Origin of the sequence: Novosphingobium aquimarinum (genome assembly GCF_009746585.1) — a bacterium.
In the GTDB taxonomy this organism is placed as follows: Bacteria; Pseudomonadota; Alphaproteobacteria; order Sphingomonadales; family Sphingomonadaceae; genus Novosphingobium; species Novosphingobium aquimarinum.
On sequence record NZ_WRPO01000001.1, the window covers coordinates 345,573 to 371,475 of the forward strand.

Here is a 25,903-nt window from a genome sequence, read left to right on the forward strand (position 1 = left end):
GGGAGGATGCGATGCTGAGCCCGCAGTGGCTCGATCAGCTGCGGACGCGGATCACGCTGTCGGCGCTGATCGGACGCTCGGTGCGGCTGATTCGCGCAGGGCGTGAATTCAAGGCCTGCTGCCCGTTCCACAACGAGAAGTCGCCAAGTTTCACCGTCAACGACGAAAAGGGCTTCTACCACTGCTTCGGCTGCGGGGCGCATGGCGACGCGATCCGCTGGATGACCGATCACCAGGGCCTCGAGTTCATGGATGCGGTCAAGGAGCTCGCCGCCGAAGCGGGGATGGACGTGCCCGCGCCCGATCCGCGCGCCGCAAAGCAGGCCGAGCAGCGCGCCTCGCTGCACGACGTGATGGCAGCGGCGCAGGAATGGTTCGTCGCAAATCTCGAGGGCGAAGGCGGCAAGGCCGCGCGCGACTATCTGGCGACCCGCGGGTTCGATGCCGCGACCGTCCGCAAGTTCGGCTTCGGCTTCGCGCCGGACGAGCGGCAGTCGCTGAAGGCGGCCTTGGCGCGTTTTCCGGAGCCCATGCTGATCGAGGCGGGGCTGCGCATCGCCGTCGAGGGCCGCGATCCCTACGATCGCTTCCGCGGCCGGCTGATGCTGCCGATCCAGGACGTGCGCGGCCGGGCGATCGCCTTTGGCGGGCGCATCCTGGCCAAGGACAAGACGGACGCCCCGAAGTACCTGAACTCGCCCGATACGCCGCTCTTCGACAAGGGCCGCACGCTCTACAATCTGCACCGCGCCGCACCGGCCGCACGCCAATCGGGGCGGATGGTCGTGGTCGAAGGCTACATGGACGTGGTCGCGCTGGCCGCCGCCGGGATCGAGGAGGCAGTCGCCCCGCTCGGCACCGCGTTGACGGAAGAGCAAATCGAATTGCTCTGGCGGCAAGTCGAAACGCCGGTGCTGTGCCTCGATGGCGACGCCGCCGGCCAGCGCGCGGCCATGCGAGCGGTTACGCGCGCGCTGCCGATGCTCCGCCCGTCCCACTCGCTGCGGATCGCGCGGCTGCCCGAAGGCCTCGATCCCGACGATCTGGTGAAGAAAAAGGGGCCCGAAGCGCTCAGAACGTTGCTCGGAGAGGCGCAGTCGCTGCTCGACGTGCTGTGGGTTCAGGAACGCGACGGGGCCTCCCTCGCGACGCCAGAAGACAAGGCGGGCCTCAAAGCGCGGCTCATGGCGCATGTTGATGCGATCGCGGACAGCGATATTGCCAGCCTCTATCGCCGCGAACTGCTCGATCGCTATTCCGCCTTCGCGTTCCCGCCCCGCCCCGATCGCCGCCAAAGCAATTTTGCGCCGCGCCGGGGCGGCCGCGATTTCGAGAAGCCGCGTCCGCCCTCGTCACCCGAATCGCTTGGCCGCTTGCGTCGCGCCTCGCAGGGCAGCGCACGTGATGCCCTGTCGGCGGCAGTCCTTGCCGGACTGATCCGCTGGCCCCTCGAGATCGATCGTCATGCCGATGCCCTGGCGCGAACGCCGGCCCTCGATCCGCGATTTGGCAGGCTCCTGGATTGTTGCGACGCAGCAATGACGCTTGAAAGCGGCCAACTTTCGACCATATTGGCAGAGCACGGTCTGGAAGGGCCTGATCCCGCCGAATACGCGGGGCTCCGCTTCGGTTTTCTCGATCCCGATGCGGACCCGGCACAAGCGGCTCAGGACCTTTCCCGGGCTTTGGAGTTGCTGGTTGAACGCCCGGTTTTGGAGGCGGCCTTGGCAGACGCGACGGAGAGGTTCGAAAGCGACTTGTCCGAGGAGGCCTTCGAAGAGCAGCAGCGTCTGCTCAAGAGAAAGCTGGAATTCGATCGTCGGCTCAGGCACATGGCGACGAGAAATGCGGCGGTACCCTAGCCGGTGCGCCTCCCGCACGGATGGGGCACGGCAGGAATCAGGATCTTTTTGGCGGTAGAATGAGCAAAAACGAAGACAACACGGCAGAAAAGACCGACGCGACCGACGCGCCGCTGATCGATCTGAACGAAGCCTCGATCAAGAAGCTGATCGCGCGCGCCAAACGTCGCGGCGTCATCACGTACGACGAGCTCAACGAAGCGCTGCCGCAGGACATGTCCTCCGACCAGATCGAGGACATCACCTCGGCACTCAACGAGATGGGCGTCAACATCGTCGAGAACGACGAGGACGCGCAGGCCGACGACGAGCAGGACGTCGACGAGGTCGAGCCCGAGGGCGAGAACGCGCCCAAGATGGTGGTCGACACCAAGAAGAAGGAAACGATCGAGCGCACCGACGATCCGGTGCGGATGTACTTGCGCGAGATGGGCGCGGTCGAGCTGCTCAGCCGCGAAGGCGAAATCGCCATCGCCAAGCGGATCGAGGCCGGTCGGGACATGATGATCCTGGGCCTGTGCGAGAGCCCGATCACCTTCCACGCAATCATTCTGTGGTCCGAAGCGCTCAATAACGGCGAAATGCAGCTGCGCGAGATCCTCGATCTCGATGCGATGCTGTCCAAGGAGCCGGCGCCCGAGAACCTGTCCGACGACGATTCGGACGATGACGGCGAAATCAGCGAAGCCACCGCCGGTCCGTCCTACAAGGAAGACGAAGAAGAGCCCGAGGAAGAAGCGTCGTCGGACGACGAAGACGATGACGGCAGCGCCGAGCGCCGCGCCAAGCGCGAGGAAGAAGAGGAAGAGGACAACACCCTCAGCCTCGCGCAGATGGAAGCGGCCCTCAAGCCCGAAGCGCTCGAGAAGTTCGCGCTCATCACCGAGCTGTTCCAGAAGTTCGAGAAGATCCAGACCGAGCGTCTCGACGCTCTGGGCCTCGGCAACGATTTCCCCGCCGCGAAGGAAAGCCAGTACCAGCAGCTGCGCGAGGAACTGACCGCGCAGGTGGAATCGGTCCAATTCCACGCGACGAAGATCGAATACCTCGTCGACAACCTCTATGCCTTCAACCGCCGGCTGACGACGCTGGGCGGTCAGATGCTGCGCCTCGCCGAGCGCCACAAGGTCAAGCGCGTCGACTTCCTGCAAAGCTACGTCGGCCGCGAACTCGACGACACCTGGCTCGCCGAAATGGCGTCCAAGGACAAGAAGTGGGCTGCTTTCGCCGAGGCCGAAGCCGATCCGGTCGAGCGCATTCGCGCCGAAGTGGCCGACATCGCCGCCGCCACCGGCATGGCGCTCCCCGAGTTCCGCCGCATCGTCAACATGGTGCAGAAGGCGGAGCGCGAGGCGCGCATCGCCAAGAAGGAAATGGTCGAAGCGAACCTGCGTCTGGTGATCTCGATCGCGAAAAAGTACACCAATCGCGGCTTGCAGTTTCTCGACCTGATCCAGGAAGGCAACATCGGCCTGATGAAGGCGGTCGACAAGTTCGAGTACCGCCGCGGTTACAAGTTCAGCACGTATGCGACGTGGTGGATCCGCCAGGCGATCACGCGTTCGATCGCCGATCAGGCGCGCACCATCCGCATCCCGGTGCACATGATCGAGACGATCAACAAGCTGGTGCGCACCTCCCGCCAGTTCCTCCACGAGCAAGGCCGCGAGCCCACGCCCGAGGAAATGGCCGAGCGGCTCTCGATGCCGCTCGAGAAGGTGCGCAAGGTGATGAAGATCGCCAAGGAGCCGATCTCTCTCGAAACGCCGATTGGCGACGAGGAAGATTCGCACCTCGGCGATTTCATCGAGGACAAGAACGCGATCATCCCGGTCGATGCCGCGATCCAGTCGAACCTCAAGGAGACGGTGACCCGCGTGCTCGCCAGCCTCACGCCTCGCGAGGAACGCGTGCTGCGCATGCGCTTCGGCATCGGCATGAACACCGATCACACGCTGGAGGAAGTCGGCCAGCAGTTCTCAGTCACCCGCGAACGTATCCGCCAGATCGAGGCCAAAGCCTTGCGCAAGCTCAAGCACCCGAGCCGCTCGCGCAAGATGCGCTCCTTCCTCGACCAGTAATCCGAAAGGCCCCGCATTGCGGGGCCTTTCTTCTTGGATGGCCGAAGCATCTCGTCAGGCCGCCATCAGTTTCGGCAGGCTCTTCGCGGCGCAGCCGACATGGCGGTGATCGGTTCCGCAACATCCGCCGATGACTTTCAGTCCCGGCAGCTTCGACGCGAGATCGCGGTGAAGCCGGCCGAATTCGGCAGGGTCGCCCTCGTCCAGAACCTCGCTGTTGTCGAGTTCCTCGTGGCTCAGCCGTGAGGCATTCGCGCGCAAACCGCCGATGCGCTCGACCCAGGGTTCTTCGGCGTTCAGGACTTCGCCGAAATGATCGGGGTGCGCGCAGTTGATCATGTAATAGGCCGGGCTGGCTCCGGTAGCGTCATCGACCGCGACGATGGCTTCGCCCAGGGCATCGCCCGAGGGCAGGCGGCCATCGGTCTCCACGGTGAACGATATCACGCACGGCAAACCGGCGTCCGTCGCCGCGCGGGCAATGCCTGTCGCTTCGCCGATACTGGTCATCGTGATCGCGGAGATCATGTCCACTCCGGCCTGAGCTAGGGTTGCGATCTGAGGCCGATGCAGTTCCTGCGCGGCCTCTGCCGTCGGCACGCTATCGGCAGAATAGCCGTCTCCCGCAGGACCGATCACGCCGTTCATCACGATTGCGGGCAGGCGTTCCTGCCACCGATCGCGCAGACCGCCCGCGAATTGAGCCGCCTCGCGACTGAGATCGAGCAGCGCCTCCCGGCTCATACCGAGGCGTTCGGCCCAAGTCGTGCACCCGCGCCAGGTGCAGGTATCGAGCACGAAGCCACGGCCTTCAGCTTCTGCGATGGCCAGAAAGCCTTCGAAATAGCGCTCCATGGCCTCGCGTGCGGCGTCATCCCGGATCAGCGTCAGGGCGGCGAATTCCGGCGCGGAAAAGCCCTGCTGAAAGAACAGCCATGTTTCCAGCCCGCCATCGGTCAGAAATGGTGTTCGGGATTGAAGTAGTCGTTGGACCGGTTTCATTGTCTTTATCTCCCTGATTGGACTGCCGACCTTGTCTCGAAAATGTCGGGGCGGATCCAGACGACTTGCGGTACGGCAGCTTTAGCCAGTGTTTCTTCAATAATTCCAGGGTCTTGCCGGTCCGTAGTGATCCTGGCTTTTGCGGGACTGGCCCAAAAACCGGACTCGCGGTACAGTAAGCGCAGGCAAGCAAGGGAGCCGCGGAGTGGCGCGGGGTTCGGAAACGAAGCGCAGGATCATGGATGTCGCGCAGGAATCGATCCTCGCGAAGGGTTTCGACGCGACCTCGATCGAGGAGATCGTCGCCAGCGCGGAAATCACCAAGAGCGGATTCTTTTATCACTTCCCCGACAAGAACGCCCTCGCGCACGCGCTGATCGAGCGCCACATCGAGGTCGAGGACGCCTTGTTCGACGATTTGTTCGACCGGGCGCGCGCGCTCACCGACGACCCGCTTCAAGTCATGCTGGTGGGGTTGAAACTGTTGGCCGAACTGATCGCGGACATGCCGGGGCGCCATCCGGGCTGCATCGTCGCCACCGCAGTCTACCAGGACCGATTGTTCAACCCCGACGTACGCGATGCGAACCGTCGCGCCGTGATGGGTTGGCGCGCTCGCTTTCGCGCCATGATCGACGACATTCTCGCGAGCTATCCGATGCACGATGTCGTCGATCCGGATGATCTGGCCGATCTGGTGAACACGATCATCGAAGGCGGCCTCGTGATGGGCCGCGCGCTGGACGATCCCGGGATCACGCCGCGCCAGATCCTGCTGCTGCGCTCCTATCTGAAGCTTCAGTTCTCGCCCCGCGTGTCTTGAGGCCGTGTCAAGCAGGATCGGAAAACTTCGAAACCGCCGGTAGCGCTGCTTCGCGCAAGCGCCTATGTGGCGCGCATGAAGATCGCTATCGCTTCCGATCACGCCGCCGTCGACCTCAAGGCCGATCTTGCCGCGTGGCTGGCCGAGAACGGCCATCAGGTTTCCGACCTCGGTCCCGCCACCGCGGATCGCGTCGATTATCCCGACTATGGCTACAAGCTGGCCGAAGCCGTCGCGAGCGGTGATGCCGAGTACGGCGTCGCGCTGTGCGGATCGGGGATCGGAATATCGATCGCGGTCAATCGCCATCCGTCGTTGCGCTGCGCGCTCGTGTCCGAGCCGCTGTCGGCCAGCCTCGCGCGCGAGCACAACGATGCCAATGCCATCGCCATGGGTGCGCGGCTGACCGGCCCGGACATGGCCAAGGCGTGCCTCGAAGCCTTTCTTTCCACCGAGTTCGGCGGCGGCCGCCATGCGGGCCGCGTCGACAAGCTCTCGAATCCGTCCCTGAAGGAGACCGCCCGATGAACGTCGCAACCAAGATCCGCTCGGCGGGGTTCTTCACCGACGATATCGCCACCAGCGACCCCGCGATTGCCAAGGCAATCGGCCAGGAAATGGCGCGCGAGAGGAAGCAGATCGAACTGATCGCGTCCGAAAACATCGTCAGCAAGGCGGTGCTCGAAGCTCAGGGCTCGGTGCTGACCAACAAGTATGCTGAAGGTTATCCCGGCAAGCGCTACTATCAGGGCTGCGCGCCGTCCGACGAAGTTGAGACGCTCGCGATCGAGCGCGCCAAGGAGCTGTTCGGCTGCGGCTTCGTCAATGTGCAGCCGCATTCGGGCGCGCAGGCGAACGGCGCGGTGCTGCTGGCCACGGTCAAGCCGGGCGATACGATCATGGGCATGAGCCTCGATGCCGGTGGCCACCTCACCCACGGCGCCAAACCGGCGCTGAGCGGCAAATGGTTCAACGCGGTGCAGTACGGCGTCACTCCCGACACCCACCTGATCGACTACGATGCGGTCGAGGCACTGGCGAAGGAACATCAGCCCAAGCTCATCATCGCGGGCGGCAGCGCCTATCCGCGGATCATCGATTTCGCCCGCATGCGGGAAATCGCCGATTCGGTGGGCGCGCTGTTCCAGGTCGACATGGCGCACTTCGCCGGGCTCGTTGCGGCAGGCGTGCACCCCTCGCCCTTCCCCCACGCGCACATCGCGACGACGACGACGCACAAGACGCTGCGCGGTCCGCGCGCCGGCATGATCCTCACCAATGACGAAGCGCTGGCCAAGAAGATCAATTCGGCGGTGTTTCCGGGCCTCCAGGGCGGCCCGCTGATGCACGTGATCGCCGCCAAGGCAGTCGCGTTCGGCGAAGCGCTGCGGCCGGAATTCAAGGACTACGCCAAGCGCGTGGTCCAGAACGCGCAGGTCCTCGCCGCCACGCTCAAGGAGCGTGGCGCCGAAGTCGTCTCGGGCGGCACCGACACGCACCTTGCGCTGATCGATCTTACGCCGCTCGGCGTGACCGGCAAGGATGCGGACGAAGCGCTCGAACGCGCCGGGATCACCTGCAATAAGAACGGCATCCCCAACGATCCGCTGCCGCCGACCAAGACCAGCGGCATCCGCGTCGGCTCGCCCGCGGGCACCACCCGCGGATTCGGCCCCGAGGAATTCCGCGAGATCGGCCATATGGTCGCCGACGTGCTCGATGGCCTCGCCAAGTGCGGCGAAGCCGGCGACGCGCAAGTGGAGCAGGCCGTGCGCGCCCGCGTCGAGGCACTCTGCGATCGCTTCCCGATCTACGAAGGCTGATCCTGATGGCCGGTGTCACTGCATCCAACCGCTGCCCGCAATGCAATCATTCGGTCTTCGCCGAGGATCGCTATTGCTCGAAATGCGGCGAGCGGCTGCCGGGCGGTCAGAGCTTTTCCGCTGCGGAAGCGGCCGGGGCGGCGATGACCAAGGCGATGAAGGACCGTCGCGTGCGCACCGTCGCCGGCGGCGCCGCGATCGGCGCGGCAGCGGGATTGGTGCTTCCAGTGATGACCACCGGCTTCGGCCTGGTCGCCGGCGCTGCCTATGCCGGATACAAGCTCGTTAAGAAGGATTGAGACGATGGATGACGAACCCCAAGGCACCGATTTCCTAACCGATGCGCGCACCGAACTGGCCGGAATGATCGAACGGGGCTTCGAACACCCCTCGACCAAGCCCGTGCTGACCTATGGCGCGATCGGGGCCGTCGCCGCTGCGATCATCCCCTTCGTCGGGGTCCCGCTCGGGTTCGCGGCAGGCGCGGGCTACAAGTTCTACAAGCGCGTCCGCCCGGACTGATCGGAGCCCGACAATGCGCTGCCCGTTCTGCGCGCACGACGATACGCAGGTCAAGGACAGCCGCCCGACCGAAGACAGCGCCGCGATCCGCAGACGACGCCAATGCGTCAGCTGCGGCGCGCGGTTCACGACGTTCGAACGCGTCCAATTGCGCGAGATCACCGTCGTCAAGAGCGACGGCGAGCGTGAGGTGTTCGATCGCGCCAAGATCGAGAAATCGGTCACTCTGGCATGTCGCAAACGCAATGTGGAGCGCGACCGCATCGATCAGCTCGTCTCGGGCATCCAGCGGCAGGTCGAGACTCTCGGTGAGGCCGAGGTCTCCTCGCTGGCGATCGGCGAAATGGTGATGGACGGACTGCGCCAGATCGATTCGGTCGCCTACATCCGCTTCGCCAGCGTCTATCGCGACTTCTCCGAAGCGCGCGACTTCGAGGAATTCGCCAGCACCGTGCGCGACATCGGCCAGGCGTGATCGGTCTGTGAGCAGCGCGCCACCCCCTGTCATCGTCCTGGTGCGTCCCCAGCTGGGCGAAAATATCGGCAAGGCCGCGCGCGCGATGCTCAACTTCGGCCTGACCGAGATGCGCCTGGTCTCGCCGCGCGATGGCTGGCCCAATCCTTCGGCAGGCCCTGCGGCATCGGGCGCCGACGCCGTGCTGGATGGCGCCCAAGTGTTCGAGAGCCTCGCCGAGGCTGTGGCCGACTGCGCGCATGTCTATGCCACTACGGTGCGCAAGCGCGGCGTCACCAAGCCGGTGGTCACGCCCGAGGAAGCCGCGCGCGAGATCCACGCCGCCACGGCGCGCTCCGCATTTGTCTTCGGCCCCGAGCGATCGGGCCTGGAGACCGAGGACGTGGCGCTTGCGCGCAAGATCCTGACGGTGCCGATCAATCCGGAGTTTGGCTCGCTCAATCTCGCGCAGGCGGTGATCCTGTGCGCGTACGAATGGTCGAAATCGCAAGACCTCGCGCAGCCAACGCTTGAGGAAGAACTTCCCCCTGCCCCGCAGGACGAGCTCGAGGGCCTCATCGGGCATCTGGAAAAGATGCTCGAGGCCAAGAACTACTTCTGGCCGGAAACCCGCGCCGAAGCCAATCGCCGGACCTTGCGCAACGTGCTGACTCGCCCGGGCTGGAACCACCTCGAAGTCCGCACCCTGCGCGGTGTGCTGACGACGCTGGAACGGGACCGCCGCGAGCGGGACTGAGCCCCCTCGTCCCAGCTAACCCCCTCCGGCTAGCCCAGTATACTTGACTTTGCGCCTGCGATCCGTATGAGCGCGCCTTCACTTGGACTGCCGTGCATCAACGCGGCACTCGTCCATTCGGCCCCGCACCCCGGTGAAGCGGTGGCCGCATCCGATCCCTAAGATCGGGTGGTGCGCATCCGGGTATCGGCTGCGGTCATGGTGGCACGCGGCAGCAGAAATGGAGACGACGCATGTCGAAGCGCAAAAGCGCCAAGTACAAACTCGACCGCCGCATGGGCGAGAACATCTGGGGCCGGCCCAAGAGCCCGGTCAACACCCGTCCGAATCCTCCGGGCCAGCACGGCGCCCGCCGCAAGGGCAAGCTGTCGGACTACGGCATTCAGCTGCGCGCCAAGCAGAAGCTCAAGGGCTACTACGGCGACGTGACGGAAAAGCAGTTCCACCGCTCCTACAAGGAAGCGTCGGCGATGAAGGGCGACACCGGTCAGAACCTGATCGGCCTGCTCGAGCAGCGCCTCGACATGGTGTGCTACCGCGCCAAGTTCGCGCCGACGATTTTCGCCGCGCGCCAGATCGTCAGCCACGGTCACATCTACGTCAACGGCGTGAAGTGCAACATCGCCAGCCGCCGCGTGAAGGTGGGTGACGTCATTTCGCTGGGCGACAAGGCCAAGGAAATGGCGCTGGTGATCGAAGCGCAGGCCCTGCCCGAGCGCGAGATCCCCGACTACGTCGCGCCCGACGGCACCGACAAGGTCACTTTCGTGCGCGTTCCGACGCTCGACGAAGTACCTTACCCGGTGAAGATGGAACCGAACCTGGTCGTCGAGTTCTACTCGCGCTGATCGGTCTTTCCGGCAACGAACGAACGGGGCGGTCCATCGCGGGCCGCCCTTTTCGTATGTAGGGATGGCGCTGCCGCGAGTTTGAGCGCGTGCAATCCTGTCACCACCGAAAGATACAAGGCACTCCGTCATCCTGAACTTGTTTCAGGATCCATTTCTCCTTCCAGCGAAGGGTTAGGAAGGGGGGCGGGATGGATGCTGAAACAAGTTCAGCATGACGAGGAGAGGGGCGGTGGCCCCGTGCCCTTCAGACGTCCTTCTTCTTGCGCCCACCCTTCTTCGCGGGCGCCGCAATGCCGAGCTGCTCGCGCACCCATTCCCACAGCGCCGAGACTTCCGCCGCCGCCTTGCCCTCGGGCTCGGCTTCGGACGCGACTTCGCCCGAAGCCGACGAGCGATGGAACGCGGCGCGCTCTCCGAACCGGACGGGACACGTCGGCAGGCCGAGCTTGTCGAGAAATTCGGTCGTTTCCGCCACCACCTTGGTGGCGCGCGTCGGAACCGCGTTCAGCAGAACGAAGGCCGGCTTGCCCGCGAACGTAACGAGCTGCGCCGTCGCTTCCATCGCATGCAGATCGAGCGCGCGGGCGCGCGTAGGGATCAGCACGAGGTCCGCCATGCGCGCTGCCTCGCGCGAGGCGATGTCGCCGTGCGGTGGCGTGTCGATGACGACGAATTCGGTGCCGCCGCGCACCGCGCGCTGGATCGTGCTGCCAAGCCGCACTGGTGGGCAGGTGATGACTTCGGGCAGGAAATCGCCGCGCCAGTCTCCCCAGGCGGCTGCCGAAGCCTGCGGATCGGTATCGATCACGCACGTCTGCATGCCCTCGTAAGCGGCGCAAGTCGCGAGATGCAGAGCCAGCGTGGTCTTGCCCGAGCCGCCCTTCTGGCTGACGATCGCAACAGTGGGCATGGCTCAATCCTCGGCAGGTTCGGACCCAGCCATTGTCCTATGCTGCACTTGCGAAGTCCAGCCCGGCTTGCACCAATATCAACCGCCTAGATAATCGCGGCGAAAGTCGGCGGCAAAGGACGTGAAGCGACCCTGCGCGATGGCGTCGCGCATGGCCTGCATCAGCTGCTGGTAAAACCACAAGTTATGTTCGGTCATCAGCATGGCGCCCAGCATCTCGCCCGTCTTGACGAGGTGGTGCAGATAAGCGCGCGAGAACGTCGTGCAGGTTGGGCATGGGCAGCGCTCGTCGAGCGGGCCGGTGTCCTCCGCATGGCGGGCATTGCGCAAGTTGAGCGGGCCGTTCCAGGTGAACGCTTGCCCATTGCGGCCCGAGCGCGTGGGCAGCACACAGTCGAACATGTCGACCCCGCGCTCGACCCCGCCGACGAGATCGTCGGGCTTGCCGACTCCCATGAGGTAGCGCGGACGGTCCGCCGGCAATTGCCCCGGAGCGAAATCCAGCGTGGCGAACATCGCCTCCTGCCCTTCGCCCACGGCGAGCCCGCCGATCGCGTAGCCATCGAAGCCGATGTCGGCGAGCGCATCGGCGCTTTGGCGGCGCAAGCCTTCGTCGAGCGCGCCTTGCTGGATCCCGAACAGCGCGGCGCCTTCGGCATGCGCACCGCCGGAATCGAAGCCTTCGCGACTGCGCCGCGCCCAGCGCATCGACATTTCCATCGAGCGCGCAATCGCTTCGCGCGGCTGATCCGTGCGGGGGCATTCGTCGAAGGCCATAACGATATCGGAGCCGAGCAGCCGCTGGATTTCCATCGATCGTTCGGGCGTGAGCAAGTGACGCGAGCCATCGATGTGGCTGGCGAACGTCACGCCTTCCTCGGTGATCTTGCGCAGATCGGACAAGCTCATGACCTGATAGCCGCCACTGTCGGTCAGGATCGGTCGGTCCCAGCGCATGAACCGATGCAGCCCGCCGAGCCGCGCCATGCGTTCGGCGCCGGGGCGCAGCATGAGGTGGTAGGTGTTGCCGAGGATGATGTCGGCGCCGGTGGCGCGCACATCGTCGGGCTTCATCGCCTTGACGGTCGCGGCGGTGCCGACGGGCATGAATGCGGGGGTGCGGATCTCGCCGCGGCGCATGCGGATGGCGCCGGTGCGGGCCTTGCCGTCGGTCGCGGCGATAGTGAAGTCGAAACGTGTCATGTGCGCGCCTTTAGCGAAAGGGAACGCGCGCGCGAACCGAAACCGGCATGGCGGCCGCCTTCAGAAGCCGAATACCAGCGTCGCACGTGACAGCGTATCGGTGGAAAGCGCATCGGGCGGCGGGTTGGTATCGTGCTCGACCGTGTACGATAGCCGCGCCTTGATCGCCTTGGACAGCGCGCCTTCGATCGCGGTCGCCGACGTGAACGTCGAATTGTCCGCTTCGACGAAGGCGTTGGCGTCCTGCGTGAACTTGAGCCGTTCGCCGATCTGCCAATCGAGATCGAGCGATGCCAGCGCCGACCACTTGGTCTCGTCGGGTTCGCCGATCGCTTCGGTGCGGCGAACGGCGGGGCCGCCCTCCAGCGCCAGCGAGATATTCCCGCCGCGCAGGACCCGGTAGCCGGCACCCCCGGAGAGCGTGTAGCGCGCGGTGTAGCCCTGGAACCGGTCGCGCTCGTACTGGATCAGGCCATAGGCGTAGAGCCGGTCGTCCAGAGTGAAGCGCGGGCTGTAGGCCGCGAGATACTGCTCGCGGGTCACTTTACCACGGTCCTTCTGGTAATCGACGCGCAAGCGGAGCTGATTTTCCCAGATGACCCCTTCACGCTTGAGCTTGAGACCCGCCGAAACGCCCAGCGTGCGGCTGTTGCCGGTCGAGCGGAACCCGCCCAGCTCGCCTTCGCCCTGCCAGCGCTCGAACAGGCCGGCCTCCTGAATGCGCTGACGCTCGTGTTCGGCCCGGCGATCGGCGAGACGCTTGTGCTTCTTGCGATACGTGGCGAGCAGCGCGTCGATCGCCTGCTCGTCATCGGGCCAGGTCTGCTTCGCGACTTTCGCCACGGTATCGAGCGATTTGCTGCTGTTTTCGAGTACCGCGGTCTCGAACATCGCGCGTACCGCATCGAGCGCCGCTGCGTGAGCCGGCGTGGCGGTCAGGAGAAACGGAACGAGCGGAAGAATGCGAAGACGGGCAGCGAACATGAAACCGGCGACTAGCCAATCAGCTGCGCAGGCGCCACCCGGTGCGGAAGATATAGGCGATCAGCGCCACACAAGCGGCGAGAAACGCCAGCGTGAGCCCCAGCGAAAGCCAGATCGAGACGTCCGAACTGCCGTAGAACGTCCAGCGCAGGCCATTGACCAGATAGACCACCGGATTGGCCAGCGCGACGGAGCGCCAGGGCTCGGGCAAGACGTCGATCGAATAGAACGTCCCGCCAAGGAAGGTGAGCGGCATCAGGATGAGCATCGGCACGATCGAGAGCTTCTCGAAATTGTCCGCCCAGATCCCGAGGATGAAGCCGAACAGCGAGAAGCTGGCGGAGACCAGGATCACGTAGCCCACCGCCAGAATTGGATGGGCAATCGTGTAATCGACGAAGGCCGTCGCCGTAATCAGAATGATGGCCGCCAGAATCAGCGACTTCGTGGCCGCCGCGCCGACGAACCCCACCAGCGTCTCGGCCACGCCGACCGGCGCGGACAAGAGTTCGTAGATCGCTCCGGTAAAGCGCGGCATGTAGATGCCGAAGCTCGCGTTGCTGGTGCTTTCGCCCAGCAGGGTGAGCAGCAGCAAGCCGGGCACGATGAACGCACCGTAGTTCACGCCGCCCATGCCGCCCTGCATCTGCGAGCCGATCGCCGCTCCGAACACGACGAAGTAGAGCGTGGTCGTCAGCACCGGCGCGAAAATCGACTGCATCACCGTGCGGAAGGCCCGCATCAGTTCCTGCTTGTAGATGGTCCAGGCGCTGCGCGCATTGAAGCCGATCATGCCGCCGCCCTCCCGCCGCCGTTTTCGACGAGATCGACGAAAATATCCTCCAGGCTCGATTCGTGTGTTTCGATCGCGACGTAGTCGATCCCTGAGCGCGTGAGCGTCTTGGTGAGTTCGGCGACTTCCGCCTTGCCCTGCCCTGCGCCGTCCCCGCCGCGGTAGCACAGCGTCAGGCCATCGTCGGACAGAGTCACCGACCGACCCGAAAGCCCATCCGGAAGCTGGGTCAGCGGCTGGGATAGCGTGACGCGCGCTTCGGTCCGCCCGAGCCGCTTCATCATCGCGTCCTTTTCGTCCACCATCACGATCTTGCCCTGGCGAATGATGCCGACGCGATCCGCCATCTCCTCGGCCTCCTCGATGTAGTGCGTGGTGAGGATGACGGTGGTGCCGCGCGCGCGCATCTCCGCGATCTGCTTCCACATGTCGCGCCGCAGTTCGACATCGACGCCGGCCGTCGGCTCGTCGAGAAACAGCAAGTCGGGGTCGTGCGCCATGGCCTTGGCGATCAGCACGCGCCGCTTCATCCCGCCCGACAGATTACGGATCTGCGCATCGCGCTTGTCCCACAAGCTCAGCGATCGCAGGATTTCCTCGATCCGGTCCGGATCCGCCGGCAGGCCGAACAGGCCGCGCGAATGGCGCACGGATCGCAAGACAGGCTCGAACATGTCGGTCGCCAGTTCCTGAGGCACCAGGCCGATCCGCGCGCGCAGGCCGCGCCAGTGCTCGCGCATGTTTTCGCCGAACGCGTAGATCTCGCCCCCCGTGGGACGCACCAGGCCGCAGACGGCGCCGATGAGCGTCGTCTTGCCGGCGCCATTCGGCCCTAGCAACGCGAAGATCTCACCCTGGCGAATTTGCAGATCCACCGCATCGAGCGCGGTGAGACCTCCGGGATAGGTCTTGGTCAGGCCCCGGATATCAAGAATTGGCTCCATTGCGGCATAGATGTGTTCGCAAGTGCAAAACGCCAAGGCCTGTTTCCAGGAGCGATGACGAATTCCGGAAAAGGCGTTTACCGCAGAACCCGTCATCCGTAGGTTTCGGCAGGCTAGCCCAGTCTCCCGACGGCATTAGCCGCATCATCAAGACTCTCAGGGCAGCAGCAGACTCGAATCCCCGTAGGAATAGAACCGGTACTTTTCCGCGATCGCGTGGGCATAGACCGCCTGCATCGCCTCGGTGCCCATCAGTGCCGACACCAGCATGAACAAGGTGGAACGCGGCAGGTGGAAATTGGTCATCAGCCCATCGATGGCGCCGAAGCGGTAGCCGGGCGTGATGAAGATCGACGTGTCGCCCTCGAATGGCTGGATTGTTCCCTCGGGATCGACCGCACTCTCGAGGAGCCGCAGGCTGGTCGTGCCGACCGCGATCAGCCGGCCTCCGTTCGCGCGCACCGCGTTGAGCCGGTCGGCCGTCGCCGCATCGATCCGGCCCCATTCGGCGTGCATGCGGTGATCGTCGGTGTCGTCGGCCTTCACCGGCAGGAAGGTGCCCGCGCCGACGTGCAAGGTCAGCGTCTCGTGCGCGACACCCCGGGCATCGAGGGCCGCGACCAGTTCGGTGGTGAAATGCAGCGCCGCGGTAGGCGCGGCGACCGCGCCGTCCTGCGCCGCAAACATCGTCTGGTAATCGCGGCGGTCGTTTTCGTCGGTTTCGCGCTTGCCCGCAATGTAGGGCGGCAGCGGCATGCGACCGGCGCGTTCGAGCAGGACTTCGACCGGCTCCTCGCCCTCGAACCGCAAGGTCCAGGAGCCGTCTTCGAAACGGCTTTCGGCTAGCGCCACGACGTCTGCCGGAAACTCGACCCGATCGCCCTCGCGCAGCCGCTTGCCGTTGCGCACGAAGGCCTGCCAGCGCCGCAAGTCGAGGCGCTTGTGCAGCGTCGCACCGATCCGCGCCTCGCCGCGCCGACCTTCGAGCTGAGCGGGGATGACGCGGGTGTCATTGAACACGAGTACATCGCCGGGCCGAAGCAGATCGGGCAGATCGCGGACGTGGCGATCCGCCAGCGGCTCACCGCCGCGCGCTACCAGGATCCGCGCCGAATCGCGCGGCCGTGCCGGGCGCAGCGCGATCAGCTCGGGCGGGAGCTCGAAATCGAACAGATCGACGCGCATCGCGCGCCGTCAGTCGGAGACCGAATTGTTGAGATCGCTCACCGAAACCGGTGCCGCAAGGCTCGGCGGCGCAGCGGGCGCGGGCTTGTTTTCCGAAGCGAGCGAGGCTTGGACGACGCGGGTGGGATTGGCGGGCGGCTCGCCGCGCTGGATCGCATCGACATACTGCATGCCGCCGATCACGCGTCCGAACACGGTGTATTTGTGATCGAGCGCGAAGCGCGGATAGAACATGATGAAGAACTGGCTGTTGGCCGAGTTCGGCTCGTTCGTGCGCGCCATCGAGACGGTGCCGCGCAAGTGCGGAACGTTGTTGAACTCGGCTTCGAGATCGGGGAGCTGCGAGCCGCCGACGCCGGTGCCCGTGGGATCGCCGGTCTGCGCCATGAAACCTTCGATCACGCGGTGGAAGATCACGCCGTTATAGAAACCCTCCTTGGTGAGTTCCTTGATTCGCGCGACGTGATTGGGCGCCCATTCGGGCATCAGCCGGATCGCGACGCGGCCACCGGTCGACAAGTCGAGCAGCAGCACGTTGTCGGGATCTTCCGCGACGTTCATGTTGACCGCCATCGTCAGCGGCTTGGGCGCTGCAGTCTCCTGCGCGGCGACCGGTGCGGATCCAAGCGCCAGGAGCATGACCAGAGGGGCGAGCAAGCGAAGCTTCATCTGTTTCTCACTGAATTCCGACGGAGCGCGTTTGGCTCCGGCGGCGCGGATAGGCGCTCGCCGCTGTCGTGGCAATGAACGGGATCAATAGTCGCCCAGTTGCCCGAGCGTCTTGATCCGAACCAAAACATCGTCGCGCACGGCAGTGCTCACGAATGGCGTGATATCGCCGCCGAACAGGGCGATTTCCTTGACCAGCTTGGAGGCGATCGGCTGCAGGCTGACGTCGGCCATCAGGAAGACGGTCTCGATGCCCGCGTTGAGCTGCTGGTTCATGCCGGCCATCTGATATTCGTATTCGAAATCGGCGACGGCGCGCAGGCCGCGCACGATCACGCTCGCGCCCTGCTTCTCGGCAAATTTCATCAGCAGCGCGTTGAATCCGACGATCGTGACGTTGTCGAGCCCCAGCGCCGCAACTTCGCGCTCGACCATTGCAATGCGCTCATCGGGCGAAAACATAGGATTTTTCGAGATATTGGTGGTCACGCCGATGATCAGCCGATCGACCAGCTTGGCACCGCGCCGGATAATGTCCGAATGGCCCCGAGTGATCGGATCGAAAGTGCCGGGATAAACTCCAATACGTTCGCCTGCCGTTTGCGGCATCAATGGTCCCTCTCCACGATATATCGCGCCAGCGCGCGCAGTACGTCCGCCTCGCTGCCGTGGCTCGCGAGGTGCGATACAGCCTGCTCGACCAGCATTTTTGCCTGATCGCGCGCGCGGTCCGGACCCAGCAGCGATACGAAGGTCGCCTTGCCCGCCACGGCGTCCTTGCCGACCGCCTTGCCTGCTACCGAGGCATCGCCTTCGTGATCGATGAGATCGTCCGCGATCTGGAATGCGAGGCCGATATCGCGCGCATAGCCGCGCAAGTGCGTGCGGCCCTCTAAGGGCACGTGCCCCAGGATCGCGCCCATCTCGATCGCCCCGCCGAGCAAGGCACCGGTCTTGAGCTGTTGCAGCCGCGTCACTGTCGGCAAGTCGAACTCGGAATTTTCGGCCACGAGATCCATCATCTGGCCCCCCGCCATGCCGGACAGACCGCTGGCGCCTCCCAATGTGCGGACCAGCTCGATGCGCACGAACGGATCCGCGCTGGTTGCGGGATCGGCGAGGACTTCGAAGGCGAAGTCGTGCAGCGCGTCGCCCGCCAGCACGGCGGTCGCCTCGTCGAACGCGACATGCAGCGTCGGCTTGCCGTGGCGCAGGGCATCGTCGTCCATGCACGGCAGATCGTCGTGGATCAGCGAGTAGACGTGGATCGCCTCGATCGCCGCGCCGGCGCGCACCGCCGCATTGCGATCGACGCCGTACATCGCGGCTGTCGCGGACAGCAACAAGGGTCGCACGCGCTTGCCGCCGCCAATGGTCGCATAGCGCATGGCCTCGACCAGCCGGTCGCGGGCATCGTCCGGCACGGGCAGGAGCGCATCGAAAGCGGCATCGATATCGGCCGCAATCTGCGCGAGGCTATCCGCCAGTAGCGATTCGATCACCGCCACGGACATCCCTTAGCGTTCGACGGCATCGAAGGGCTGCGTTCCGGCGGGAGCACCGTCGGCGCCCTGGACGATACGCTCGATTCGCGCCTGGGCGCTGTCGAGCCGCGCCTGGCAATGGCGGCGCAATGCCTCCCCGCGCTCGTACAGCGAAATGGAATCGTCGAGCGGCACATCGCCGCTCTCGAGTTTACGAACGACATCCTCGAGTGCGCGCAAGGCGTCCTCGAAGGTCATTTCGGCGATGTCGGCGCTGTCCTGCGTCATATTGGCGAGCAATGGCGGGGCTGAGCGCGAGGGTCAAGCATGGCGATGCACAGTCTCCGGTTACGGGGCGCCCAAACTGGCACGACACCGCTCATCTGAGTCTGGCGTGGGCGCGCCCTGCCCGCTAAGGCGCCGTCCCATGTCCACGATCACGCCTGAAGTCGTCGAAGCCCACGGGCTCAATCCCGAAGAGTACGAGCGCGTCCTCCATGCGCTAGGCCGCGAGCCGAACCTCGTGGAACTCGGTATTTTCTCGGTGATGTGGTCCGAGCATTGCTCGTACAAGTCGAGCCGGGTGCATTTGAAGAAGCTGCCGACCGAAGCGCCCTGGGTGATCTGCGGCCCCGGCGAGAACGCCGGCGTAATCGATATTGGCGATGGTCAGGCAGCCATCTTCAAGATGGAGAGCCACAACCACCCGAGCTACATCGAGCCCTACCAGGGCGCGGCGACCGGGGTCGGCGGCATCCTGCGCGACGTGTTCACGATGGGCGCGCGGCCTGTTGCCAACCTGAACGCGCTGCGCTTCGGTCGGCCCGACCATCCCAAGATGAAGCACCTCGTCCAAGGCGTGGTATCGGGTATCGGCGGCTACGGGAACTGTGTGGGCGTGCCGACGGTCGGCGGCGAGACCAATTTCCACAAGGCCTACGACGGCAACATTCTCGTCAACGCGATGACGGTCGGCGTCGCCGATGCGGCCCGCATTTTCTATTCAGCGGCGACGGGCGTGGGCAATCCGATTGTTTACGTCGGCTCCAAGACCGGGCGTGACGGCATCCACGGCGCCACCATGGCCAGCGCCGACTTCGACGAGAATTCGGACGAGAAGCGCCCCACTGTGCAGGTCGGTGATCCTTTCACCGAAAAGCTGCTGATCGAGGCCTGCCTCGAACTGATGGCGACCGACGCCATCGTTGCGATCCAGGACATGGGCGCGGCGGGCCTGACCTCATCCTCAGTCGAAATGGCGAGCAAGGGCGGCGCGGGCATTCGGCTCGACATGAATAAGGTGCCGTGCCGCGAAGAGGCTATGACGCCTTACGAAATGATGCTGAGCGAGAGCCAGGAGCGCATGCTCATCGTGCTCGTGCCCGGCAAGGAGGCGATGGCCGAGGCGATCTTCCGCAAGTGGGAGCTGGATTTCGCAGTGATCGGCGAAGTCACCGACACCGGGCACATGGTGCTCGAATTCGACGGCGAAGTGGTGTGCGACATCCCGCTCGCGCCGCTGGCCGACGATGCGCCCGAATACGACCGCCCGCATGTCGACGCCGCCGCCTACCACGAGTGGGCCGGCGTCCCCGAACTCGGCGCGATTCCCGAGTGCACCGACGTCGCGGCCGATCTACTGCGGATGATGGGCTCCCCCGATCTCGCCTCGCGCAAGTGGATCTGGGAGCAGTACGACAGCCAGGTCGGCGCGGACACGCTGCAGAAGCCCGGTGGCGATGCGGCAGTGGTGCGTGTTCATGGCACGCGCAAGGCGCTCGCGATGAGCACCGACTGCAGCCCGCGCTATTGCTACGCCGATCCGCGCGAGGGCGGCAAGCAGGCCGTCGCCGAGACCTGGCGCAACATCTGCGCGGTGGGCGCCAAGCCGCTCGCGATCACCAATTGCCTCAACTTCGCCAATCCGCAGCGGCCAGAGATCATGGCGCAGATCGTCGGCTGCCTCACCGGCATGGGCGAAGCCTGCCGCGCGCTCGACTACCCGATCGTGTCCGGCAACGTCTCGCTTTACAACGAAAGCAAGGCGACCGGCGGCGGTTCGGCGATCCTGCCCACCCCCGCGATCGGCGGGGTCGGCCTGCTCGACGATCACGAGACGATGGCGACGATCGGCTTCAAGGCGCCCGGCGAAACGATCGTCTTGATTGGCGGCGAATCCGGCCATCTCGGCCAGTCGCTGTGGCTGCGCGAAATCCATGGCCGCGAGGAAGGCATGCCGCCGCCGGTCGGCCTCGACCTCGAACGGCGCGCGGGCGACCATATCCGCGCGGCCATCGCCTCGGGTTCGCTGAGCGCGGTTCACGATTGCTCCGATGGCGGCCTCGCGGTCGCGCTGGCGGAAATGGCGTTGGCGGGCGGGATCGGCTGCAGTGTCGCGATGCCGGCCGCACGCGACGTCGCCGCCGCATTCTGGTTCGGGGAGGACCAGGCGCGCTATGTGGTCACCACGAGCGATGCCGCCACGGTGATCGCCGAGGCCGAACGGGCCGGCCTCGCGGCGATCGCTCTGGGCGAAACCGGCGGCGAAACCCTCGTATTCCGCAGCAAAGCCGGCGAATCGCGGATCGAACTCGCGCGCTTGCGGCAGGCACACGAAGCCTTTTTTCGCGACTGGATGGACGCCTGATTCCAGGCAATCGCCAGCTTCGCGATTTTTGTTGTCAAACCAGCGGCTTGGGATAGCAATCGCACCTGTGGAATCGTCCACTGGGGTGTCTGAAACATGAAAAGCTATGGATTTGCCATCGCGCTGGCGACGGCCGGTTTTGCCGTGCCGGCCCATGCCTCCGATGAAGTTCTCACCATCATCAACCGCACCGGCTACACGATCGCGGAAGTCTATGTCGCTCCGACCGCAAGCGACGACTGGGAGGAAGACGTTCTTACCGACGACGTCCTCGAAGACGGCGCGCGGACCAATATCGACATGAGCCATTCGGAAGACACGTGCCGCTGGGATGTGCGCGTCGTCTATGACGATGGCGATGACGCCTACTGGCGCAAGCTCGATTTCTGCGAGATGTCGCGGATCGTTCTCCGCTACAATCAGAAGTCCGGGGAAACCTGGGCGACTTTCGAATGAGATGAGGCGGTCGAAGGCGTCAGCCTTCGACCCAGTCGCGCTCGCGAATTCCGAGCAGGCGTAGCACCGCAGTCAGATCGCCGCGATCGATCCAGCCGTTCGCGGCAGCTCGTGCCTTGGGCTTGGCCTTGAACGCGATCCCGTACGTCGCCGCCTCCAGCATCGGGATGTCATTGGCGCCATCGCCGGTGGCGAGGCTGGTTGCCTGATCGCCGAACGGCTCGAGTTCGGCCAGCAGCGTCGCTTTCTTCACCGCGCTATCGGTGATCGGGCCGACGAGGCCACCGGTCAGCTTGCCGTCCGCCACTTCGAGCCGATTTCCCACGACATGCTCGAAACCCAGCATCCCGGCGACCGGATCGGCGAAATGGTGAAACCCGCCGGTTACCAAAACCGTGCGGCAGCCATGCGCGCGCAGCGTCGCGACGAGCGTGCGCGCGCCGTCCATCGGGCGGATCCGATCGGCTAGGCAGTCATCGATCGCTGTTTCGGCCAAGCCTTCGAGCAGCCCCACGCGCTCGCGCAGCGCCGCCTCGAAATCGAGCTCGCCTTGCATCGCGCGTTCGGTGATGGCGGCGATTTGCGGCTTGAGACCGGCGAAATCGGCCAGTTCGTCGATGCACTCCTGCCCGATCATGGTCGAATCCATGTCGGAGATGAACACCGAGGGAACGACGGGTTCGTCCGGACAGACCAGCCCGTCGGATGGTGCGAAGCAGGAATCGAGAACTTCGCGCAGGGCAAGCGCATCGTCGTCGGGCGAAGCGATTTCCATCGTCTGTCCGCAGAAATCCAGCATCGCGGCACTGGCAAAGCGAACGCCGCGCTCGGCGGCGGCGGCTTGGGCGGCGGCCATGCGTGTGTTCAGTTGGTCGGGCTCTGCTATCAGCCGGGCAATGAGCAACGAAGAATCCTCTGGTCTGCTGAAGCCGGTCGCCGCCGGGCGGCCGCCGCTGGCGCTCATCGCAGGGCCGACCGCGAGCGGCAAGAGCGATTGTGCCGTGCTGCTCGCGCAAGCGCTGCAGCAAAAGGGCCGCGAAGCCGTGATCGTCAATGCCGACAGCGCGCAAGTCTATCGCGATTTGAGCATTCTGAGCGCGCGCCCGACCGAGGCGGACATGCAAGGTATCGCGCATGTCCTGTTCGGCAGCTGGGATGGCGCCCATGCCTGCTCTGCCGCCGATTGGGCCGCGGCCGCGCGGCGCGAGATTGCCGCTGCACATACCCGCGATGCGGTGCCAATCCTGGTGGGCGGCACGGGGCTTTATATGCGCACCCTGCTCGACGGAATTGCCCCTGTCTCCGGGATCGACCCTGCCATTCGCGAAGCGGTGCGGGCCATGCCGGTCACCGAAGCGCACGCCGCGCTGGCGCGCGAGGATCCGCAGCGCGCGGCCAGGCTGGCTCCCGCCGATACGGCACGCATCACGCGCGCGCTGGAAGTGGTGCGATCGACCGGGCGAACGCTGTCGGACTGGCAGGATCGGCGCGAAGGCGGGATCGGCGACGCCGTATCGCTGCATCCCCTCATCCTACTGCCCGACCGCGCGCAGCTCTACGCGCGATGCGATGCGCGCTTCGCGACGATGGTCGATCGCGGTGCCGTTGCGGAAGTCCGCGCTCTGCTCGCGCGCGACCTCGCGCCCGACTTGCCGGTCATGCGCGCCATCGGCGTTCCCGAAATCGGCGCCTACTTGCGCGACGAGTGCACGCTTGGCGAAGCGAACGCCGCGGCAGCGCAAGCGACCCGAAATTACGCCAAACGGCAATTCACCTGGTTCCGCCGTCAGCCGCCAGACGACTGGCCGCGAGTCGAGATCACTGATTACAAATTCACTGACCTTCGCGTAATTTTATATCGCACATTTGGCTTGACCTGACATTTATAGATGCCTAGGGGCGATGCTCTACCCGCCCTGGAAGTATATGCGGGAGGAGAGGAGCGGCCCGGCGCGGCATTGTCGTGTCGGGTCTACTCTATTATGGAGCGCGCGAAGCCTCACCGGCCTTGTCCGCCTCGATCAAATACCGAACGCTAGGGGCTAAAGGCCCGTTACTAAGGAAGAGAACGTGACCGAAGAGCGCAGCGGCGCAGCCATCCTGGTCGAAAGCCTGGTCAAGCAGGGGGTCGAATTCGTATTCGGCTATCCCGGCGGCGCCGTGCTTCCGATTTACGATGCCCTGTTCGACGACGAGCGCATTCGCCACATTCTCGTCCGCCACGAAGCCGGCGCCGCGCATGCCGCCGAAGGCTATGCGCGCTCGACCGGCAAGGCGGGCGTGGTGCTCGTCACGTCCGGTCCCGGCGCGACCAACGCGATGACGGGCGTTGCCGATGCCTGGATGGATTCGATCCCGCTGGTGATTATCACCGGGCAAGTCGCGACCGGGCTGATCGGCTCGGACGCGTTCCAGGAAGCCGACACGATCGGCATCTCGCGCCATTGCACCAAGCACAACTACCTCGTGCGCGATCCGGCCGAACTGGCAGACGTGATCGACGAGGCGTTCCAGATCGCCACCACCGGTCGCCCCGGCCCCGTGCTGATTGACATTCCCAAGGACGTGCAAGTCGCCTCGGCGCTGCTGCGCGAAGGACCGAGCCGGCGACGCCAGCGTTATGCGCCGCAAGTCAAAGCTGCGAACGAGGCAATCCTCGAAGCGACCGAATTGCTCGCCAACGCCAAGGCTCCGGTCTTCTACACCGGCGGCGGCGTGATCAATTCCGGCCCGCGCGCCAGCGAACTGCTGCGCAAGCTGCAGGCGCTCACCGGTGCGCCCGTGACGTCGACGCTGATGGGCCTGGGATCGTTTCCCGCCGACCATCCGGACTGGCTCGGCATGCTCGGCATGCATGGCACCTACGAAGCCAACATGACGATGAACGAAGCGGACCTGATGGTGTGCATCGGCGCGCGGTTCGACGATCGCGTGACGGGCCGCCTCGATGCCTTCGCGCCGAATTCGAAGAAGATCCACATCGACATCGACCGGTCCTCGATCAACAAGACCGTCGCGGTCGATCTGCCGATCGTGGGCGATTGCGGACACGTGCTGCAGCAGATGATCGAGGCCTGGGGCACTCGCAAGCCACAGGATCTCGCGCCCTGGAAGCAGCGGATCGAGACATGGCGCGCGCGCAACAGCCTCTCCTATCCGCGTTCGGACATCGAGATCATGCCGCAATATGCGGTGCAGCGCTTGTTCGAACTGACGCGGGATCGCGATCCGATCATCTCGACCGAGGTCGGCCAGCACCAGATGTGGGCGGCGCAGTATTATCACTTCTTCTCGCCGAACAAGTGGCTGACGTCGGGCGGCCTCGGCACGATGGGTTACGGCCTGCCCGCCGCGATCGGCGCGCAGCTCGGCAATCCGGATAGCCTTGTCATCGACATCGCTGGCGACGCCTCGATCCAGATGAACATTCAGGAGCTGGGCACCGCCAGCCAGTACCGCTTGCCGGTGAAGATCTTCATCCTCAATAACATGTGGATGGGCATGGTCCGCCAGTGGCAGGAGCTAACGTACGAGAGCCGCTATTCGAACTCCTATTCGGACAGCCTGCCCGACTTCGTGAAGCTGGCCGAGGCCTATGGCTGGGAGGGCATCCGCATCGAGAACGAAGGCCAGCTCGACGACGGCATTCGCGCGATGATGGATTACGATGGTCCGGTCATCGTCGACTGCGCGGTTTCGAACAATGCCAACTGCTTCCCGATGATCCCCTCGGGCGCGGCGCATACCGACATGATTCTCCAGGGCGATCACGTTGCGGGCACCATGGACGACAAGGCCAAGGCGCTCGTCTGAGCGTTCGGAACCTTTCCCGAGAAAGACCATCGACATGAAGATCGAACAGCAGGCGCCCGAGCGGCATGTCCTGACCGTGACCGTGGACAACGAGGCGGGCATCCTCGCGCGCATCGCGGGCATGTTCACCGCGCGCGGCTACAACATCGACAGCCTGACCGTCGCCGACATTACCGAGAACCACGCGGTGAGCCGGATCACCATCGTTACCCACGGCCCGCCGGCGGTGATCGACCAGATCCGTCATCAACTCGACCGGCTGGTGCCGGTGCACAAGGTCGTCGACCTCACCGAGTCCGGTCCTTACGTCGAACGCGAACTGGCGCTGATCAAGGTTTCCGGCACCGGCGAGAAGCGCGTCGAGGCGCTGCGCGTCGCCGAGATCTTCCGTGCTCGCCCGGTCGATACGACCACCGAAAGCTTCGTGTTCGAGCTGACCGGCATTCCCGACAAGATCGACAGCTTCGTCGCCCTCATGCGCGAGCTCGGCCTGGTCGAGATCGGGCGCACCGGCGTGGTCGGCATGATCCGGGGCGCGAACGAAGCCTGATTTTCACTCACCACCCGTCATGCCCGCGAAGGCGGGCATCCAGTTCCGGCGGGTGCGTTTGATCGACAAGTCCGGAGCTGGATTCCCGCC

At 64.9% G+C, this 25,903-nt stretch carries 27 protein-coding genes; 15 read left to right on the top strand and 12 right to left on the bottom strand.

All coding sequences use genetic code 11. The annotated features are described in order from the left end of the window. The first annotated feature begins 11 nt into the window (after positions 1–11). Together dnaG and rpoD are read left to right on the top strand one after the other, a co-directional pair. Positions 12–1,862, top strand: a complete 1,851-nt coding sequence (dnaG, locus tag GQO94_RS01705) for a DNA primase (protein ID WP_156839408.1) — start codon at positions 12–14, stop codon at positions 1,860–1,862. 59 nt (positions 1,863–1,921) lie between these two features. Then, on the top strand, positions 1,922–3,943 hold the full coding sequence (rpoD, locus tag GQO94_RS01710) for an RNA polymerase sigma factor RpoD (RefSeq protein WP_156839409.1): 2,022 nt from the start codon (positions 1,922–1,924) through the stop codon (positions 3,941–3,943). Between the two features lie 54 nt (positions 3,944–3,997). Here rpoD and GQO94_RS01715 read toward each other — a convergent pair whose 3' ends face one another. Next, positions 3,998–4,945: a homocysteine S-methyltransferase family protein gene (locus GQO94_RS01715; RefSeq protein WP_156839410.1), complete on the bottom strand. Its 948-nt coding sequence runs from the start codon at positions 4,943–4,945 to the stop codon at positions 3,998–4,000. Positions 4,946–5,150: 205 nt separating this feature from the next. Here GQO94_RS01715 and GQO94_RS01720 point away from each other — a divergent pair, with 205 nt between their 5' ends. From GQO94_RS01720 to rpsD, 8 genes are all read left to right on the top strand, one after another. Then, a complete protein-coding gene (locus GQO94_RS01720) occupies positions 5,151–5,768 on the top strand; it encodes a TetR/AcrR family transcriptional regulator (RefSeq protein ID WP_156839411.1) in 618 nt (205 codons plus the stop codon). Between the two features lie 75 nt (positions 5,769–5,843). Next, entirely contained in the window at positions 5,844–6,296 is a 453-nt protein-coding gene (rpiB, locus tag GQO94_RS01725; protein WP_156839412.1) for a ribose 5-phosphate isomerase B, read from the top strand. Continuing rightward, positions 6,293–7,591 (top strand): serine hydroxymethyltransferase, encoded by a 1,299-nt coding sequence (glyA, locus tag GQO94_RS01730; protein ID WP_156839413.1) that lies wholly within the window; start codon positions 6,293–6,295, stop codon positions 7,589–7,591. Before rpiB ends, glyA begins: the two co-directional genes overlap by 4 nt. Before the next feature lie 5 nt (positions 7,592–7,596). Next, positions 7,597–7,890 (top strand): zinc ribbon domain-containing protein, encoded by a 294-nt coding sequence (locus GQO94_RS01735; RefSeq protein WP_156839414.1) that lies wholly within the window; start codon positions 7,597–7,599, stop codon positions 7,888–7,890. Between the two features lie 4 nt (positions 7,891–7,894). After that, positions 7,895–8,113 (top strand): hypothetical protein, encoded by a 219-nt coding sequence (locus GQO94_RS01740; RefSeq protein ID WP_156839415.1) that lies wholly within the window; start codon positions 7,895–7,897, stop codon positions 8,111–8,113. A 13-nt stretch (positions 8,114–8,126) separates the two neighbouring features. Beyond that, on the top strand, positions 8,127–8,588 hold the full coding sequence (gene nrdR / locus GQO94_RS01745) for a transcriptional regulator NrdR (RefSeq protein WP_156839416.1): 462 nt from the start codon (positions 8,127–8,129) through the stop codon (positions 8,586–8,588). 7 nt (positions 8,589–8,595) lie between these two features. After that, a complete protein-coding gene (locus tag GQO94_RS01750) occupies positions 8,596–9,324 on the top strand; it encodes an RNA methyltransferase (protein ID WP_156839417.1) in 729 nt (242 codons plus the stop codon). Between the two features lie 233 nt (positions 9,325–9,557). Then, on the top strand, positions 9,558–10,172 hold the full coding sequence (gene rpsD / locus GQO94_RS01755; RefSeq protein WP_156839418.1) for a 30S ribosomal protein S4: 615 nt from the start codon (positions 9,558–9,560) through the stop codon (positions 10,170–10,172). 247 nt (positions 10,173–10,419) lie between these two features. On the opposite strand, the gene GQO94_RS01760 is transcribed toward rpsD, so the two are convergent. The 10 genes from GQO94_RS01760 to GQO94_RS01805 form a co-directional block, all read right to left on the bottom strand. Next, positions 10,420–11,085: a ParA family protein gene (locus tag GQO94_RS01760; protein WP_156839419.1), complete on the bottom strand. Its 666-nt coding sequence runs from the start codon at positions 11,083–11,085 to the stop codon at positions 10,420–10,422. A 78-nt stretch (positions 11,086–11,163) separates the two neighbouring features. Next, positions 11,164–12,288: a tRNA guanosine(34) transglycosylase Tgt gene (gene tgt, locus GQO94_RS01765; protein WP_156839420.1), complete on the bottom strand. Its 1,125-nt coding sequence runs from the start codon at positions 12,286–12,288 to the stop codon at positions 11,164–11,166. 60 nt (positions 12,289–12,348) lie between these two features. Next, positions 12,349–13,272, bottom strand: coding sequence for a DUF481 domain-containing protein (locus tag GQO94_RS01770; RefSeq protein WP_156839421.1), 924 nt, complete (start codon positions 13,270–13,272; stop codon positions 12,349–12,351). A 19-nt stretch (positions 13,273–13,291) separates the two neighbouring features. Further along, the gene (locus tag GQO94_RS01775) at positions 13,292–14,065 is read right to left on the bottom strand and encodes an ABC transporter permease (protein ID WP_156839422.1); all 774 of its coding nucleotides are present in this window, start codon (positions 14,063–14,065) and stop codon (positions 13,292–13,294) included. Beyond that, complete coding sequence (locus GQO94_RS01780) at positions 14,062–15,009, bottom strand: ABC transporter ATP-binding protein (RefSeq protein WP_156839495.1); 948 nt, start codon at positions 15,007–15,009, stop codon at positions 14,062–14,064. The genes GQO94_RS01775 and GQO94_RS01780 overlap by 4 nt, the downstream gene beginning before the upstream one ends. 156 nt (positions 15,010–15,165) lie before the next feature. Next, positions 15,166–16,194 (bottom strand): tRNA preQ1(34) S-adenosylmethionine ribosyltransferase-isomerase QueA, encoded by a 1,029-nt coding sequence (gene queA, locus GQO94_RS01785; RefSeq protein WP_156839423.1) that lies wholly within the window; start codon positions 16,192–16,194, stop codon positions 15,166–15,168. 9 nt (positions 16,195–16,203) lie between these two features. After that, on the bottom strand, positions 16,204–16,863 hold the full coding sequence (locus tag GQO94_RS01790; RefSeq protein WP_156839424.1) for a peptidylprolyl isomerase: 660 nt from the start codon (positions 16,861–16,863) through the stop codon (positions 16,204–16,206). Positions 16,864–16,947: 84 nt separating this feature from the next. Then, complete coding sequence (coaD, locus tag GQO94_RS01795; protein WP_156839425.1) at positions 16,948–17,472, bottom strand: pantetheine-phosphate adenylyltransferase; 525 nt, start codon at positions 17,470–17,472, stop codon at positions 16,948–16,950. Beyond that, positions 17,472–18,377 carry a polyprenyl synthetase family protein gene (locus GQO94_RS01800; protein ID WP_156839426.1) on the bottom strand — a complete coding sequence of 302 codons (906 nt, stop codon included), beginning with the start codon at positions 18,375–18,377 and terminating at the stop codon, positions 17,472–17,474. Before GQO94_RS01800 ends, coaD begins: the two co-directional genes overlap by 1 nt. 3 nt (positions 18,378–18,380) lie before the next feature. After that, positions 18,381–18,635, bottom strand: coding sequence for an exodeoxyribonuclease VII small subunit (locus GQO94_RS01805; RefSeq protein ID WP_156839427.1), 255 nt, complete (start codon positions 18,633–18,635; stop codon positions 18,381–18,383). A 139-nt stretch (positions 18,636–18,774) separates the two neighbouring features. Between GQO94_RS01805 and purL the strand changes: the two genes are divergently transcribed. Together purL and GQO94_RS01815 are read left to right on the top strand one after the other, a co-directional pair. After that, positions 18,775–20,994, top strand: coding sequence for a phosphoribosylformylglycinamidine synthase subunit PurL (gene purL, locus GQO94_RS01810; RefSeq protein WP_156839428.1), 2,220 nt, complete (start codon positions 18,775–18,777; stop codon positions 20,992–20,994). A 96-nt stretch (positions 20,995–21,090) separates the two neighbouring features. After that, positions 21,091–21,450 (top strand): hypothetical protein, encoded by a 360-nt coding sequence (locus GQO94_RS01815; RefSeq protein ID WP_156839429.1) that lies wholly within the window; start codon positions 21,091–21,093, stop codon positions 21,448–21,450. A gap of 19 nt (positions 21,451–21,469) precedes the next feature. Here GQO94_RS01815 and serB read toward each other — a convergent pair whose 3' ends face one another. Continuing rightward, positions 21,470–22,306, bottom strand: a complete 837-nt coding sequence (gene serB / locus GQO94_RS01820) for a phosphoserine phosphatase SerB (protein WP_198045744.1) — start codon at positions 22,304–22,306, stop codon at positions 21,470–21,472. A 40-nt stretch (positions 22,307–22,346) separates the two neighbouring features. Between serB and miaA the strand changes: the two genes are divergently transcribed. The 3 genes from miaA to ilvN all read left to right on the top strand — a co-directional run bounded on the left by miaA (position 22,347) and on the right by ilvN (position 25,813). Further along, positions 22,347–23,330: a tRNA (adenosine(37)-N6)-dimethylallyltransferase MiaA gene (gene miaA, locus GQO94_RS01825; RefSeq protein ID WP_156839431.1), complete on the top strand. Its 984-nt coding sequence runs from the start codon at positions 22,347–22,349 to the stop codon at positions 23,328–23,330. 190 nt (positions 23,331–23,520) lie between these two features. Continuing rightward, positions 23,521–25,263, top strand: a complete 1,743-nt coding sequence (ilvB, locus tag GQO94_RS01830; RefSeq protein WP_156839432.1) for a biosynthetic-type acetolactate synthase large subunit — start codon at positions 23,521–23,523, stop codon at positions 25,261–25,263. A 34-nt stretch (positions 25,264–25,297) separates the two neighbouring features. Beyond that, positions 25,298–25,813, top strand: coding sequence for an acetolactate synthase small subunit (ilvN, locus tag GQO94_RS01835; protein ID WP_156839433.1), 516 nt, complete (start codon positions 25,298–25,300; stop codon positions 25,811–25,813). Positions 25,814–25,903 lie beyond the last annotated feature (90 nt).

Bases quoted from the DNA above. Each gene is read 5' to 3' on its own strand.
- dnaG (WP_156839408.1), top strand. From the start codon at position 12: ATGCTGAGCCCGCAGTGGCTCGATCAGCTGCGGACGCGGATCACGCTG.
- rpoD (WP_156839409.1), top strand. From the start codon at position 1,922: ATGAGCAAAAACGAAGACAACACGGCAGAAAAGACCGACGCGACCGAC.
- GQO94_RS01715 (WP_156839410.1), bottom strand. From the start codon at position 4,945: ATGAAACCGGTCCAACGACTACTTCAATCCCGAACACCATTTCTGACC.
- rpiB (WP_156839412.1), top strand. From the start codon at position 5,844: ATGAAGATCGCTATCGCTTCCGATCACGCCGCCGTCGACCTCAAGGCC.
- glyA (WP_156839413.1), top strand. From the start codon at position 6,293: ATGAACGTCGCAACCAAGATCCGCTCGGCGGGGTTCTTCACCGACGAT.
- GQO94_RS01735 (WP_156839414.1), top strand. From the start codon at position 7,597: ATGGCCGGTGTCACTGCATCCAACCGCTGCCCGCAATGCAATCATTCG.
- GQO94_RS01740 (WP_156839415.1), top strand. From the start codon at position 7,895: ATGGATGACGAACCCCAAGGCACCGATTTCCTAACCGATGCGCGCACC.
- nrdR (WP_156839416.1), top strand. From the start codon at position 8,127: ATGCGCTGCCCGTTCTGCGCGCACGACGATACGCAGGTCAAGGACAGC.
- rpsD (WP_156839418.1), top strand. From the start codon at position 9,558: ATGTCGAAGCGCAAAAGCGCCAAGTACAAACTCGACCGCCGCATGGGC.
- GQO94_RS01760 (WP_156839419.1), bottom strand. From the start codon at position 11,085: ATGCCCACTGTTGCGATCGTCAGCCAGAAGGGCGGCTCGGGCAAGACC.
- tgt (WP_156839420.1), bottom strand. From the start codon at position 12,288: ATGACACGTTTCGACTTCACTATCGCCGCGACCGACGGCAAGGCCCGC.
- GQO94_RS01770 (WP_156839421.1), bottom strand. From the start codon at position 13,272: ATGTTCGCTGCCCGTCTTCGCATTCTTCCGCTCGTTCCGTTTCTCCTG.
- GQO94_RS01775 (WP_156839422.1), bottom strand. From the start codon at position 14,065: ATGATCGGCTTCAATGCGCGCAGCGCCTGGACCATCTACAAGCAGGAA.
- GQO94_RS01780 (WP_156839495.1), bottom strand. From the start codon at position 15,009: ATGGAGCCAATTCTTGATATCCGGGGCCTGACCAAGACCTATCCCGGA.
- queA (WP_156839423.1), bottom strand. From the start codon at position 16,194: ATGCGCGTCGATCTGTTCGATTTCGAGCTCCCGCCCGAGCTGATCGCG.
- GQO94_RS01790 (WP_156839424.1), bottom strand. From the start codon at position 16,863: ATGAAGCTTCGCTTGCTCGCCCCTCTGGTCATGCTCCTGGCGCTTGGA.
- coaD (WP_156839425.1), bottom strand. From the start codon at position 17,472: ATGCCGCAAACGGCAGGCGAACGTATTGGAGTTTATCCCGGCACTTTC.
- GQO94_RS01800 (WP_156839426.1), bottom strand. From the start codon at position 18,377: ATGTCCGTGGCGGTGATCGAATCGCTACTGGCGGATAGCCTCGCGCAG.
- GQO94_RS01805 (WP_156839427.1), bottom strand. From the start codon at position 18,635: ATGACGCAGGACAGCGCCGACATCGCCGAAATGACCTTCGAGGACGCC.
- purL (WP_156839428.1), top strand. From the start codon at position 18,775: ATGTCCACGATCACGCCTGAAGTCGTCGAAGCCCACGGGCTCAATCCC.
- GQO94_RS01815 (WP_156839429.1), top strand. From the start codon at position 21,091: ATGAAAAGCTATGGATTTGCCATCGCGCTGGCGACGGCCGGTTTTGCC.
- serB (WP_198045744.1), bottom strand. From the start codon at position 22,306: ATGGCCGCCGCCCAAGCCGCCGCCGCCGAGCGCGGCGTTCGCTTTGCC.
- miaA (WP_156839431.1), top strand. From the start codon at position 22,347: ATGAGCAACGAAGAATCCTCTGGTCTGCTGAAGCCGGTCGCCGCCGGG.
- ilvN (WP_156839433.1), top strand. From the start codon at position 25,298: ATGAAGATCGAACAGCAGGCGCCCGAGCGGCATGTCCTGACCGTGACC.